This window comes from Vogesella sp. (genome assembly GCF_046297735.1).
In the GTDB taxonomy this organism is placed as follows: Bacteria; Pseudomonadota; Gammaproteobacteria; order Burkholderiales; family Chromobacteriaceae; genus Vogesella; species Vogesella urethralis.
This window is the reverse complement of sequence record NZ_JBKBHK010000001.1, coordinates 444,465-457,288: the sequence shown is the minus strand read 5'-3', so window position 1 is coordinate 457,288 and position 12,824 is coordinate 444,465. Positions and strand designations below refer to the sequence as shown.

The following is a 12,824-nucleotide window of genomic DNA, read 5'->3' as shown; positions in this document are numbered from 1 at the left end:
TCAGTGCCGACACCTGTTGCACCGGTGAAACGCTACATTGCAATTTTTAACTATTATTGCAAGCAGTGTGCGGTGTAGCTTATTTATGCCGCCGGGTAACGGCGTCGTGCTGCTGGCCGACCGCTGCTTGCCTGAATGGGCGGCAAGGTGCAGATCAATCCAACATGAAGGGCCTGACATGACAACCGCAGTCCAAGAACTGAGCAAGGCACCCATCCCCGATCGTGCCGAGGAAAATGCCTTTTTCCCCTCGCCGTATTCGCTAAGCCTGTACACCGCGCCCAAGACCGATTTTGACGGTACCGTCTATCCGCAGCCCTACACCGGCAAAAAGTGGAAAGTGCTGATGGTGGCCACCGACGAGCGCTATGTGTTGATGCAGAACGGCACCATGTTTTCCACCGGCAACCACCCGGTAGAAACACTGCTGCCGATGTATCACCTCGATAGCGCCGGCTTCGATATTGAAGTGACCACGCTGTCCGGCAACCCGGTGAAGTTTGAAATGTGGGCCATGCCGGCAGAAGACGAAACGGTGAAAGCCACTTACCAGAAATACCGCGACCAGTTCAAACAGCCACGCAAGCTGGCGGATGCCATGGCGGAAAACCTGCACGCCGATTCGCCGTATATCGCGGTGTTCGTGCCGGGCGGTCACGGCTCGCTGGTGGGCATTCCCGACAGCCTGGAAGTGAAGACCTTGCTGCAGTGGGCCATGGCCAATGACAAGCACGTGATCACCTTGTGCCATGGCCCGGCCTGTATGCTGGCGCCTGCGCTGGGCGAGCGTGCCGATAATTACCTCTACAAAGGCTACAAGATCTGCGTGTTCCCGGACGCACTGGACCAAGGCGCCAATGTGGATATCGGCTACATGCCCGGGCAACTGCGCTGGCCGCTGGCTGCGCGTCTGGCCGAGTTGGGTGTGGAAGTACTGAATGAAGGCATCAGCGGCCAGTGTTACCAGGACCGCAAGCTGATTACCGGCGATAGCCCGCTGGCGGCCAATAACTTGGGCAAACTGGCGGCGCAGGCGCTGCTGGCCGAGGTGGCAAAAGCCTGAACCCTGCTGCCCTGAACGATGCGGCCAACCTTGTCACGCAAGGTTGGCCGCATCGCATTGCAGATAAATCAAATTAGAAAGTATCGCCCGGTACGCGTACCCAGCCTTCCATCAGGATGCGGGCGCTACGGCTCATGATGGCCTTGGTAACCTTCCACTGGCCGTTTTCCTGCACTGCTTCGGCGCCCACGCGCAGCGTGCCGGACGGGTGGCCAAAGCGCACCGCCTCGGGTGCGCCGCCGCCGGCGGCCTGGTTCACCAGCGTGCCGGGGATGGCCGCTGCGGTACCGATGGCCACCGCGCAGGTGCCCATCATCGCGTGGTGCAGCTTACCCATCGACAGCGCCCGCACCAGCAGGTCCACATCGCCGGCGGCAATGGCCTTGCCGCTGGACGCGGTGTAGTCCTGTGGCGGTGCCACGAAGGCGATTTTCGGCGTGTGCTGGCGGGTGGCGGCTTCTTCCGCTGTCTTGATCAGCCCCATGCGTAGCGCGCCGGCCACGCGAATGGCTTCGAAGCGTTGCAGCGCGGCGGCGTCGCTGTTGATGTGCTCGCGCAGCTCGGTGCCGGTATAGCCGATGTCGGCGGCGTTAACGAACACGGTGGGGATGCCAGCGCTGATCAGGGTGGCGGGCAGGGTGCCGATGCCGGGCACGTCCAGCGCATCCACCAGGTTGCCGGTGGGGAACATCGCGCCGTCGTCGCCATCGTCGGACGGCTCGAGGAACTCCAGCACGATCTCGGCGGCCGGGAAGGTGACGCCGTCCAGCTCGAAATCGCCCGTCTCCTGCACCTGGCCGTGGCTTACCGGCACGTGGGCGATGATGGTCTTGCCGATGTTGGCTTGCCAGATGCGCACGGTGCAGACGCCGTCTTGCGGCACGCGCTCGGGCGCTACCAGGCCGGCGTGAATGGCAAAGGCACCGGCGGCGGTGGACAGGTTGCCGCAGTTGCCGCTCCAGTCCACAAACGGTTTGTCGATGGACACCTGGCCATACAGATAGTCCACGTCGTGGCCAGGTACGCTGCTTTTGCTCAGGATCACGCATTTGCTGGTGCTGGAGGTGGCCCCGCCCATGCCGTCGATGTGGGCGCTGTAGGGGTCGGGGCTGCCGATAACGCGCAGGAACAGCGCATCGCGCGCCGCGCCGGGCTGCTGGCAGGCGGCGGGCAGGTCTTGCAGGCGGAAAAACACGCCCTTGCTGGTGCCGCCACGGATAAAAGTGGCGGGAATGCGGATCTGGGCCGGGTGGCTCATGTGGATGCGTCCTTTCTTGTCTGGTCTGACAGTGCCTGCCAGATGGCGGCCAGTACGGTATCGGGTTGCTGCAGTATGTCGTGATTCCAGAAGCGCAGCACACGGTAGCCCTGCGCCTGCAGCCAGGCATCGCGTTGCGGGTCGCGCTGGCTGGCAAGATGTTGGCCGCCGTCTGCTTCGATAATCAGCCGGGCTTGCAGGTGGACGAAGTCCACGATGTAAGGCCCGATCGGGTGTTGCCGGCGAAATTTGTGGCCAGCCAGCCGGCGGTTGCGCAGGTGCTGCCACAGCAGCTGCTCGGCGTCGGTCATGCGCTGGCGTAGCTGCCGCGCGTGCTGATTGGCCGGCATGGGCTGCTCCCTTCGTTTGTTGCCTTGTGCTGCTTGCCCCTCACCCCAACCCCTCTCCCCGCTGGGGCGAGGGGCTTTGGTGGTGCGGATGCGATGTTGGCCGCAAGGTCAAGTCTGGTTCCGATACTGCCATGGCTTGTAGTGCAAGGCGCGGCCAACTTCGGGGCCGTTTGGCCCCTCACCCCAACCCCTCTCTCCGCTGGGGCGAGGGGCTTTGGTGGTGCGGATGCGATGTTGGCCGCAGGATCAAGTCTGGTTCCTATGCTGTGACGGCTTGTAGTGCAGGGTACCGTCAACTTCGGGGCCGTTTTGCCCCCTCACCCCAACCGCTCGCCCGATGGGGTGAGGGGCTTTGGTGGTACGGGTGCGATGTTGGCCGCAAGGTCAAGTCTGGTTCCGATACTGCCATCGCTTGTAGTGCAAGGCGCGGCCAACTTCGGGGCCGTTTTTGCCCCTCACCCCGACCTCTCTCCCCGCTGGGGCGAGGGGCTTTGGCAGCATGGGTGCGGTGTTGGTCGTCCCCAACGCTGTGCACGGCGATTGCGGCCAACCTTGCGCCCCGTCTCCCCTCGCCCGCAAGCGGGAGAGGGGCCGGGGGTGAGGATGGCGTGGCTCAGGCCGCGCCGGCCAAGAAGTCCTGCGCAAAGCGTTGCAGCACGCCGCCGGCCTGGTAGACGCGCACTTCGGCGGCGGTATCGAGGCGGCAGGTGACTGCTACCTCGACGCTGCTGCCGTCGCGGCGGTGTACCACCAGCGTCAGGTCGCCACGCGGCGCCAGTTCGCCCTGGATGTCGTAGGTTTCGGTGCCGTCCAGGCCCAGCGTCAGCCGCGTGGTGCCGGGTTTGAACTCCACCGGCAATACGCCCATGCCGATCAGGTTGGTGCGGTGGATGCGCTCGAAGCCTTCGGCCACGATCACTTCCACCCCCGCCAGGCGTACGCCCTTGGCCGCCCAGTCGCGCGAGCTGCCCTGGCCGTAGTCGGCGCCGGCCACGATGATCAGCGGCTGTTTACGTGCCATATAGGTTTCGATGGCTTCCCACATGCGCATGACCTTGCCTTCCGGCTCGACACGGGCCAGCGAACCTTTCTTCACCTGGCCGTCTACTACAGCCATTTCGTTCACCAGCTGCGGGTTGGCAAAGGTGGCGCGCATGGCGGTGAGGTGGTCGCCGCGGTGGGTGGCGTAGCTGTTGAAGTCCTCTTCCGGCAGGCCCATCTTGGCCAGGTATTCACCGGCGGCAGAGCTGGCCAGGATGGCGTTGGACGGCGACAGGTGGTCGGTGGTGATGTTGTCCGGCAGCAGCGCCAGCGGGCGCATGCCCTTCAGCGTGCGCGGGTTGGCCGCCAGCGCGCCCATGCCTTCGGTGTCCCAGTACGGTGGGCGGCGGATGTAGGTGGACATCGGGCGCCACTGATACAGCGGGCTGTCGGCCTGCTGCGCTTCGCCCAGGTCGAACATCGGGATGTACACCTGCTTGAACTGCTCCGGCTTCACGCTGGCGGCCACGATGGCGTCGATCTCCTCGTCCGACGGCCACAGGTCTTGCAGGCGGATCTCGCGGCCGTCTACCACGGCCAGCACGTCCTGCTCGATGTCGAAGCGCACGGTGCCGGCCAGCGCGTAGGCCACCACCAGCGGCGGCGACGCCAGGAAGGCTTGCTTGGCGTAGGGGTGGATGCGGCCGTCGAAGTTGCGGTTGCCGGACAGCACGGCGGTGGCGTACAGGTCGCGCTCGATAATCTCTTGCTGGATGGCCGGGTCCAGCGCGCCGGACATGCCGTTACAGGTGGTGCAGGCGTAGGCGACGATGCCGAAGCCCAGTTGTTCCAGCTCCGGCAGCAGGCCGGCTTCTTCCAGATACAGCTTGGCTACCTTGGAACCCGGCGCAAACGAGGTTTTCACCCACGGCTTGCGGGCCAGGCCCAGCGCGTTGGCTTTCTTGGCCAGCAGGCCGGCAGCCACCACGTTGCGCGGGTTGCTGGTGTTGGTGCAGCTGGTGATGGCGGCAATGATCACCGCGCCGTCCGGCAGTTGGCCGCGGGCTTCTTCGTCGCGGGCCGCGGCCAGCTTGGCGGCGTCGGCAATGCCGCGCTCGGCCAGTGCCGACGTAGGCAGGCGTTTGTGCGGGTTGGACGGGCCGGCCATATTGCGCACCACGCTGGATAGGTCGAAGCGCAACACGCGCGGGTATTGCGCGGTTTTCAGGTCGTCGGCCCACAGCCCGGTGTGGCGGGCGTAGTTTTCCACCAGTGCTACCTGTTCCGGCTCGCGACCGGTGAGCTTCAGGTAGGCGATGGTTTGTGCGTCGATGTAGAACATGGCGGCGGTGGCGCCGTACTCCGGGCACATATTGGAGATGGTGGCGCGGTCGCCGATGGACAGGCTGTCGGCGCCTTCGCCGAAGAACTCCACCCAGGCACCCACCACGCGTTCCTTGCGCAGGAACTCGGTCAGCGCCAGCACGATGTCGGTGGCGGTAATGCCGGGCTGGCGCTGGCCGGTGAGCTCTACGCCTACGATGTCGGGCAGGCGCATCATCGACGGGTGGCCCAGCATGACGGTTTCGGCTTCCAGGCCGCCGACGCCGATGGCGATCACGCCCAGCGCGTCCACGTGCGGGGTGTGGCTGTCGGTGCCGACACAGGTGTCGGGGAAGGCCACGCCGTCACGCAGCTGGATCACCGGCGACATTTTTTCCAGGTTGATCTGGTGCATGATGCCGTTGCCGGCCGGGATCACGTCCACGTTCTTGAACGCGGTGCGCGTCCAGTTGATGAAGTGGAAGCGGTCTTCGTTGCGGCGCTCTTCGATGGCGCGGTTTTTTTCGAACGCTTGCGGGTCGAAGCCGCCGCATTCCACCGCCAGCGAGTGGTCGACGATGAGCTGGGTGGGGACCACCGGGTTCACCTGGGACGGGTCGCCGCCCTGGTCGGCGATGGCGTCGCGCAGGCCGGCCAGGTCCACCAGCGCGGTCTGGCCCAGGATGTCGTGGCACACCACGCGCGCCGGGTACCAGGGGAAGTCCAGGTCTTGGCGGCGTTCGATCAGTTGCTTCAGCGCGTCGGTCAGCAGCGCCGGTTCGCAGCGGCGTACCAGCTGCTCGGCCAGTACGCGGGAAACATAGGGCAGGGTGGCGTAGGCGCCGGGGGCGATGGCGTCCACGGCAGCACGGGTGTCGAAGTAGTCGGCCGGGCTGCCGGGCAGCGGTTTGCGGTATTGGCTATTCATGGCGGTGTTTACCGGCAATGTTTTGAGGGGGTGTTTCTGGGCTGCAGCTTCCACCGCAGCCACGAAAATTCAACAGCAGTTTTGCCACGAAAACCACGAAAAGCACGAAAACAAACACGGGTGTTGGGCGCTAATCCGCGCCATGGCCGTGAATGAGCGGTGTTGATGACCAGGCATTCAGACCTTTTCGTGTTGTTTGGTGGTTTTCGTGGCCAAGTTTGTCGTGGTTTCCGTGGCAGGTAGCCGTTAGCGCTGGGCCAGCGGCACGAAGGGCTGGTCTTCCGGCCCGGTGTAGTTGGCCGACGGGCGGATGATCTTGCCGTCGATGCGCTGTTCGATCACGTGGGCGCTCCAGCCGCTGGTGCGGGCAATAACAAACAGCGGGGTGAACATGGCGGTGGGCACGCCCATCATGTGGTAGCTGACCGCGCTGAACCAGTCCAGGTTAGGGAACATCTTCTTGATGTCCCACATCACCGATTCCAAGCGCTCGGCAATGTCGTACATCTTGGTGTCGCCGGCGGCTTTGGATAGCTCGTGGGCGACTTCCTTGATCACTTTGTTGCGCGGGTCGCTGATGGTGTACACCGGGTGGCCAAAGCCGATCACCACTTCCTTGCGTTCGACGCGGGCGCGGATGTCGGCCTCGGCTTCGTCCGGGCTGTCGTAGCGTTTCTGGACTTCAAAGGCCACCTCGTTGGCGCCGCCGTGTTTCGGGCCACGCAGTGCACCGATGGCACCGGTAATGGCGCTGTGCATGTCGGAGCCGGTGCCGGCGATGACGCGGGCGGTGAAGGTGGAGGCGTTGAATTCGTGCTCGGCGTACAGGTTGAGCGAGGTGTGCATGGCGCGTACCCATTGCTCGGATGGTTTCTGGCCGTGCAGCAGGTGCAGGAAGTGGCCGCCGATGCTGTCGTCGTCGGTTTCCACCTCGATGCGCTTGCCGTTGTGGCTGAAGTGGTACCAGTACAGCAGCATCGAGCCCAGGCTGGCCATCAGGCGGTCGGCAATGTCACGGGCGCCGGCGATGTTGTGGTCGTCTTTTTCCGGCAGCGCGCAGCCCAGGGCCGATACGCCGCTGCGCATCACGTCCATCGGGTGGGCATTGGCCGGCAGGGCTTCCAGTACCGCTTTCACGGCGGCGGGCAGGCCGCGCAGGCTCTTCAGTTTTTTCTTGTAGCCAGCCAGCTCGGCCGGGTTGGGCAGCTTGCCGTGTACCAGCAGGTAGGCCACTTCTTCGAATTCACAGTGGGCGGCCAGGTCCAGGATGTCGTAGCCGCGGTAGTGCAGGTCGTTGCCGCTGCGGCCAACGGTGCACAGCGCGGTGTTGCCGGCAGCTACGCCGGACAGGGCGACGGATTTTTTCGGTTTGCCAGTTAGGACGACTTCACTCATGCCACTTCTCCTTGGTGGGCCTGCCACGTCAGGGCAGGCCTTGTGTCATTGCGGCGGGGCCGCGATCGTGAACCGGGTGCAGGGCTGGCCAGGCTCTCTGTGTTATGTGTGGCGTGCGGCCAACCCTGCGAAACGTGACTTACTTGTTCTTGCCTTCGGCAAACAGCGCGTCCAGCTTCTGCTCGTAGTCGTGGTAGCCGAGGTGGTCGTACAGCTCCATGCGGGTCTGCATGGTATCCACCACGTTCTTCTGGCTGCCGTCGCGGCGGATGGCACCGTAGACGTTCAGCGCGGCCTGGCTCATGGCGCGGAAGGCGGACAGCGGGTACAGCACCAGGCCCACGCCGTTGGCGCCCAGTTCTTCGGTGGTGTACAGCGGGGTGGCGCCAAACTCGGTGATGTTGGCCAGAATCGGCACTTTCACGGCCTTGGCAAACTGTTTGTACATGGCGAGGTCGGTGATGGCTTCCGGGAAGATCATGTCGGCGCCGGCTTCCACGCAAGCCACGGCGCGTTCGATGGCGGCGTCCAGGCCTTCCACCGCCAGCGCGTCGGTGCGGGCCATGATCACCATGCCATGCTGGCGGGCATCCACCGCCGCCTTCACGCGGTCTACCATTTCTTCCTGGCTGACGATGGCTTTGTTCGGGCGGTGACCGCAGCGTTTCTGTTGCACCTGGTCTTCGATGTGCACGGCAGCGGCGCCGGCTTTTTCCAGGCTGCGTACGGCGCGGGCGATATTGAAGGCACCGCCCCAGCCGGTATCGATGTCCACCAGCAGCGGCAGGCTGGAGGCGTCGGTAATGCGGCGCACGTCGATCAGCACGTCTTCCAGGGTGGTGATGCCCAGGTCGGGAATGCCGCAGGAGCAGGCGGCCACGCCGCCGCCGGACAGGTACAGCGCCTTGAAGCCGCTATGCTCGGCCAGGCGGGCAGCGTAGGCGTTGACGGCGCCAACGACCTGCAGGGGTTTTTCTTGCGCGACCGCGTCGCGAAAACGTTGACCGGGTGTGGACATCGGGTTCTCCTGCTCTTGTTCTGGGGGATGTGAGAGGCATTCTAGCAAGTGCTTGGTTTTTTGGTAAACGATTTTCTGTCGAACAATCGGCGTTCGTGCGCCAGGGTGTGGCAATCCGGCATGCCACATCTTGAAACAATGCGTTGTGGACGCATCTGTTATATAAGCTGCGCATCTGCGCAGGCCTGTGTGCGCGACGTTGAACTTATTTTGCAGGTGCCGGGTCATAGCTGAGACCTGCAGCGGCACCAGCCGGCACTTACAAAATCAAGCAGGGCGAATCAGGGAGAAAATGTTAACGATGAGTGATCGTGAACTCGATCAGCAGTTGGTCGAGCGGGCGCAGCGTGGTGAAAAGCGCGCCTTCGACTTGCTGGTGTCGAAGTATCAGCGGCGATTGTCGCGCCTGTTGTCGCGCTTCATACGCGACTCGGCCGATATCGAAGACGTGACGCAAGAGGCGTTTGTCAAAGCCTATCGCGCACTGCCTTCGTTTCGGGGCGAGAGTGCGTTTTATACCTGGCTGTACCGTATTGGCATCAATACGGCAAAAAATTTCCTGACTTCTGCCGGCCGGCGGCCGGTCGTCAGTGCGGAGTTCGAGGATGAGGATGGCGAGAGTCTGGACATGGCAAGCCAGATTCCCGATCACCACACCCCCGAAGCCGAAATGATGAATCAGCAGATTCTCGCGGCCGTGAATGCGGCGGTGGAGCGTTTGCCAGAAGAGTTGCGTACGGCGATTACCCTTCGCGAGATGGAAGGGTTGAGCTACGAGGAAATTGCCATCGTAATGAATTGCCCAATAGGCACGGTGCGTTCGCGGATCTTCCGTGCGCGCGAAGCGATCGCGACCGAGTTGCGTCCTTTGCTGGATACAGCCAAGAACAAGAGATGGTGAGCAGATGATGAAAGAGACCCTATCTTCCCTGATGGATGGCGAACTGGGCGACAAGGACGCCGCCCGCGCCCTGCAAGTGCTGGAAGGCGACGACGAGCTGAAAGCGGCCTGGCAGGAATATCACCTGATTGGCGATGCGCTGCGCGGCAACGCTGCCTTGCACGTTGACGTACGACAGCCGGTATCGCTTGCTTTGCAGGCGGAACCTACCGTGTTGGCGCCACGTAACCTGGTGCAAAAGCGCAGCCGCCCGGTGGCGCGTTTCGCGCTGGCTGCTTCGGTAGCGATGGCGGGTGTGGTGGGCTGGTACGGCTGGCAAGGCCAGCGCGCGACCGACCCGGCGCTGATGGCGCAAGCCGTGCCTACCCCCAGCGCCCAGGTGCAGGTGGTGAATGCGGCCAATCAGTCCTATCTCGATGCGCATCAGGATATCAGCGCAGGGGATGGTCTGGCTCGCGCCAGCCTAGTGCAACCCGCGTCGAAAGGTTTGCATTGATGCGTGTAACTGCAGCCTGTGTTTTGCTGGCTCTGCCGTTGGCTGCCGTGGCGGACGACGACTGGGCCACGCTGGAGAAGGCCGCCCAAGCGGCGGCCAACTTGCCGCTTACGGCTACTTATCTGCACCAGGTGGGCAGCGAGCTGGAGACCTTCCGTATCCAGCGCATGCAGGATGGTGCGGTGGTGCGCGAACGTCGCGAGTCTCTGGACGGTATGCCGCGCGAGATTGTGCGTGTCGGTAACGAGCTGACCTGCTACGCGCCGGACGCCAAGGCGTTGAATGCCGCCAAACTCAGTGCCATCAAGCTGTTTCCGGCCTTGCTGCCGGAAGACACTGCCGAGCTGGCGCAGGGTTATGTGCTAAGCCGTGCCGGTAACGACCGGGTGGCGCAGCGTGATTGCCAGTGGCTGGTGCTCAAGCCGCGCGATCTGGCCTCGCGCTATACCCAGCGCTTCTGTATCGACCCGCAAACCGCGTTGCCGCTAAGGGTGGTGACTGCCGGCAGCAAGGGTGAGGTGATAGAGCAGTTTGCTTTCACCGAGCTGCAGCTTGGTGGCGTAAAGGATAAAGCCCAGCTGAAACCGCGCTACAAGCAGAGCTTGGCATTAGGCAAGCTGGGCGCTGTGCAGCAGGGCATGCAGCCGGTGCACGATATCAAGGGTTTGCCCGCAGGTTTCCGCATGGTGCGCTTTGTTAATCGTGCCATGCCTGGCCACGACAAGGCGGTACAGCACTATGTGTTCTCCGATGGCTTTGCCAAAGTATCGCTTTTTGTCGAAACGGCCAGTGGCGAAGGGGTTAATCACCCGGCCTCCTCTGCACATAACGGCATTGGCGTGATGTCGCGCCAAAGTGGAGAACAGCTGCTGACCGTGGTGGGTGACCTGCCCGAGGCCGGTTTGCAGGCCATCCTCAAGAGCGTGCGCCTGACGCCGCGTTGAGCATGATCGAAACCGAAGCCAGTGTGCTTTCTGTCGAGCCCGGCCATGCTTGGGTTGCCCCCCGGCCGCACTCACCGTGTGGCCAGTGCGACCCGGTGCACGGCTGTCGCTCTTTGCAGTTGGCGCGCATGTTTGTCTTGCGAGAGCCGCGTTTTCGCGTGCTGGACCCACTGGGCGTAGCACCTGGCGATAAAGTCATGATCGCGGTGCCTGAGAAAAGCCTGCTGCGTAGTGCCTTTCTGCTTTATCTGTTGCCAGTGCTGGCCCTGATGCTGGGGGCTGGTTTGGCGTCCCCTTGGGGTGAGCCTGCTGCCGTCACGGCTGGTGTGTTCGCCCTGTTGTTGTGTTTCGGTTTGGTGCGCCTGATGGGGCGCAGGCTGGCGGCCAACCTCCGCTTTCAGCCGCATATTGCCCGCCGCGTTGATGTCACTGTAGCCATGGAGTTTGTCAGAACATGCCGATCAAGAAGCTGATTGTCTCGTCCATGATGGTAGCCGGCCTGCTGGCCGGCTCTGCCCCGCTGATGGCGGCCCCGCAGCTGGCGCTGCCCGACTTCACCCAGCTGGTAGAAGACCAGGGCCGTGCCGTGGTGAACATCCGTACCGTACAGACCGTGCGCGAAGTGGTGCGTAACGTGCCGCAAGGCATGGAAAACGACCCCTTTGCCGAATTTTTCCGCCGTTTTGCTCCGCCGCAGTTGCGTGAATACCGCGCCGGCGGCATGGGTTCTGGCTTCATTCTGTCGTCCGACGGCTATGTGCTGACCAATGCACACGTGATTGCCGACGCCGACGAGATGATCGTGACGCTGGGTGACAAGCGCGAATTCAAGGCCAAGGTAGTGGGGTCCGACGCGCGTACCGATGTGGCGCTGATCAAGATCGACGCTACCGGCCTGCCGGCAGTCAAGCTGGGCAAAGTGGATCAGTTGAAAGTAGGCGAGTGGGTGTTGGCTATCGGCTCGCCATTCGGTTTCGAGAACACCGTTACCTCCGGCATCGTGTCGGCCAAGGGCCGTCATCTGCCGGATGAGTCTTACGTGCCGTTCATCCAGACCGACGCTGCGGTCAACCCAGGCAACTCCGGCGGCCCGCTGTTCAACCTGAAGGGTGAGGTGGTCGGCATCAATTCGCAGATTTACAGCCGTTCTGGCGGCTTCATGGGCATTTCGTTTGCCATTCCCATCGACGTGGCGTTGGAAGTGGCCGAGCAATTGAAGAAAGACGGTAAGGTCAGTCGCAGCCGTATCGGCGTATCGATCCAGGATGTCAGCAAAGAGCTGGCCGCATCGTTTGGTATGACGCAGGCCAAGGGCTCGTTGATTACCTCGGTAGACAAAGATGGCCCGGCCGGCAAGGCGGGTATTCGTGCTGGCGACGTTGTGCTCCAAGTAGGTAACCAGGCGGTGGACAAGAGCGAAGATCTGCCGCGTTTGTTGGGAAGCGTGCGTCCCGGTAGCCGCATCGAGCTGACCGTATGGCGCAACCGCGCAGCGGTGAAAGTGAGCCTGGTGACCGCCGAAATGCAGGACGAAGACCCGCGTACCGCCGAGCGCGCCTACAAGGGCAAGCAAGGCGAGCAGGAAGAAGTGGGCACCAGTACCGGCCTGGCGCTGCAAGCCGTACCGCCTGCCGTGTTGCAGAAACTGGGCGTGCGTTTCGGCCTGGCGGTGCGCAGCGCGCGCGGCCCGGCGATGAAGGCCGGCCTGCAGCAAGGTGACATCATTGTTGGCGTGGCCGGCGAAGAGCTGCAGAATGCCCGCCAGCTGGTGCAGGCCATTCAGGCGGTGAAGCCGGGCGACGTACTGGCCCTGCGTGTACTGCGCGATGGTGCGCCATTGTTCATTGCCCTGAAACCCGAGAAGAACACGCCTTGAAAACCTTGACGCTTTATTTTCGTGACTACTGCAGCCTGTGCCACCAGATGCTGGCGCAGCTGCAGCCGTTGCGCCAGCAGTACGGTTTCGACATCCAGGTGGTGGATGTCGATGCCGACCCCGAGCTGGAAGCCCGGTACAACGAACTGGTGCCGGTGCTGATGGACGGGGATACGCAAATCTGCCACTGGCACCTCGACGAGGCCAAGTTGGCCGCAACACTGGCTGCACATAGCGGCGAAATCGGCTAAAATCCGCGCCAGTGTTGAATACGCAAGGGCACGCTCCGGT

12 protein-coding genes are annotated in these 12,824 nt (G+C 63.1%); 7 read left to right on the top strand and 5 right to left on the bottom strand.

The features are described from left to right. Positions 1 to 178 precede the first annotated feature (178 nt). On the top strand, positions 179 to 1,063 hold the full coding sequence (gene hchA / locus ACK4FZ_RS02130; protein ID WP_409818076.1) for a glyoxalase III HchA: 885 nt from the start codon (positions 179 to 181) through the stop codon (positions 1,061 to 1,063). Between the two features lie 73 nt (positions 1,064 to 1,136). Here the strand turns inward: hchA and prpF are convergent, their stop codons facing one another. The 5 genes from prpF to prpB form a co-directional block, all read right to left on the bottom strand. Then, positions 1,137 to 2,321 (bottom strand): 2-methylaconitate cis-trans isomerase PrpF, encoded by a 1,185-nt coding sequence (gene prpF / locus ACK4FZ_RS02125; RefSeq protein ID WP_409818075.1) that lies wholly within the window; start codon positions 2,319 to 2,321, stop codon positions 1,137 to 1,139. Further along, positions 2,318 to 2,671 carry an endonuclease domain-containing protein gene (locus ACK4FZ_RS02120; RefSeq protein ID WP_409818074.1) on the bottom strand — a complete coding sequence of 118 codons (354 nt, stop codon included), beginning with the start codon at positions 2,669 to 2,671 and terminating at the stop codon, positions 2,318 to 2,320. Before ACK4FZ_RS02120 ends, prpF begins: the two co-directional genes overlap by 4 nt. 613 nt (positions 2,672 to 3,284) lie before the next feature. Beyond that, complete coding sequence (acnD, locus tag ACK4FZ_RS02115) at positions 3,285 to 5,903, bottom strand: Fe/S-dependent 2-methylisocitrate dehydratase AcnD (protein ID WP_409818073.1); 2,619 nt, start codon at positions 5,901 to 5,903, stop codon at positions 3,285 to 3,287. Positions 5,904 to 6,149: 246 nt separating this feature from the next. Continuing rightward, positions 6,150 to 7,298: a 2-methylcitrate synthase gene (prpC, locus tag ACK4FZ_RS02110; protein WP_144371575.1), complete on the bottom strand. Its 1,149-nt coding sequence runs from the start codon at positions 7,296 to 7,298 to the stop codon at positions 6,150 to 6,152. Between the two features lie 139 nt (positions 7,299 to 7,437). Beyond that, positions 7,438 to 8,316 (bottom strand): methylisocitrate lyase, encoded by an 879-nt coding sequence (prpB, locus tag ACK4FZ_RS02105; protein ID WP_409818072.1) that lies wholly within the window; start codon positions 8,314 to 8,316, stop codon positions 7,438 to 7,440. Between the two features lie 301 nt (positions 8,317 to 8,617). On the opposite strand from prpB, the gene rpoE reads away from it, so the two are divergent. The 6 genes from rpoE to ACK4FZ_RS02075 are packed head-to-tail and all read left to right on the top strand — an operon-like array spanning position 8,618 to position 12,784. Further along, positions 8,618 to 9,217 (top strand): RNA polymerase sigma factor RpoE, encoded by a 600-nt coding sequence (gene rpoE, locus ACK4FZ_RS02100; protein WP_409818071.1) that lies wholly within the window; start codon positions 8,618 to 8,620, stop codon positions 9,215 to 9,217. 4 nt (positions 9,218 to 9,221) lie between these two features. After that, the gene (locus ACK4FZ_RS02095; RefSeq protein WP_409818070.1) at positions 9,222 to 9,713 is read left to right on the top strand and encodes a sigma-E factor negative regulatory protein; all 492 of its coding nucleotides are present in this window, start codon (positions 9,222 to 9,224) and stop codon (positions 9,711 to 9,713) included. Continuing rightward, on the top strand, positions 9,713 to 10,657 hold the full coding sequence (locus ACK4FZ_RS02090; protein WP_409818069.1) for a MucB/RseB C-terminal domain-containing protein: 945 nt from the start codon (positions 9,713 to 9,715) through the stop codon (positions 10,655 to 10,657). Before ACK4FZ_RS02095 ends, ACK4FZ_RS02090 begins: the two co-directional genes overlap by 1 nt. Before the next feature lie 2 nt (positions 10,658 to 10,659). Beyond that, the gene (locus ACK4FZ_RS02085) at positions 10,660 to 11,130 is read left to right on the top strand and encodes a SoxR reducing system RseC family protein (protein ID WP_409818068.1); all 471 of its coding nucleotides are present in this window, start codon (positions 10,660 to 10,662) and stop codon (positions 11,128 to 11,130) included. Beyond that, complete coding sequence (locus ACK4FZ_RS02080) at positions 11,112 to 12,533, top strand: Do family serine endopeptidase (protein WP_409818067.1); 1,422 nt, start codon at positions 11,112 to 11,114, stop codon at positions 12,531 to 12,533. The genes ACK4FZ_RS02085 and ACK4FZ_RS02080 overlap by 19 nt, the downstream gene beginning before the upstream one ends. Then, positions 12,530 to 12,784, top strand: coding sequence for a glutaredoxin family protein (locus ACK4FZ_RS02075; protein WP_144371582.1), 255 nt, complete (start codon positions 12,530 to 12,532; stop codon positions 12,782 to 12,784). The genes ACK4FZ_RS02080 and ACK4FZ_RS02075 overlap by 4 nt, the downstream gene beginning before the upstream one ends. The last annotated feature ends 40 nt before the right edge of the window (positions 12,785 to 12,824 follow it).

Coding starts and splice junctions, on each gene's coding strand:
- hchA (WP_409818076.1), top strand. CDS start 179: ATGACAACCGCAGTCCAAGAACTGAGCAAGGCACCCATCCCCGATCGT.
- prpF (WP_409818075.1), bottom strand. CDS start 2,321: ATGAGCCACCCGGCCCAGATCCGCATTCCCGCCACTTTTATCCGTGGC.
- ACK4FZ_RS02120 (WP_409818074.1), bottom strand. CDS start 2,671: ATGCCGGCCAATCAGCACGCGCGGCAGCTACGCCAGCGCATGACCGAC.
- acnD (WP_409818073.1), bottom strand. CDS start 5,903: ATGAATAGCCAATACCGCAAACCGCTGCCCGGCAGCCCGGCCGACTAC.
- prpC (WP_144371575.1), bottom strand. CDS start 7,298: ATGAGTGAAGTCGTCCTAACTGGCAAACCGAAAAAATCCGTCGCCCTG.
- prpB (WP_409818072.1), bottom strand. CDS start 8,316: ATGTCCACACCCGGTCAACGTTTTCGCGACGCGGTCGCGCAAGAAAAA.
- rpoE (WP_409818071.1), top strand. CDS start 8,618: ATGAGTGATCGTGAACTCGATCAGCAGTTGGTCGAGCGGGCGCAGCGT.
- ACK4FZ_RS02095 (WP_409818070.1), top strand. CDS start 9,222: ATGATGAAAGAGACCCTATCTTCCCTGATGGATGGCGAACTGGGCGAC.
- ACK4FZ_RS02090 (WP_409818069.1), top strand. CDS start 9,713: ATGCGTGTAACTGCAGCCTGTGTTTTGCTGGCTCTGCCGTTGGCTGCC.
- ACK4FZ_RS02085 (WP_409818068.1), top strand. CDS start 10,660: ATGATCGAAACCGAAGCCAGTGTGCTTTCTGTCGAGCCCGGCCATGCT.
- ACK4FZ_RS02080 (WP_409818067.1), top strand. CDS start 11,112: ATGCCGATCAAGAAGCTGATTGTCTCGTCCATGATGGTAGCCGGCCTG.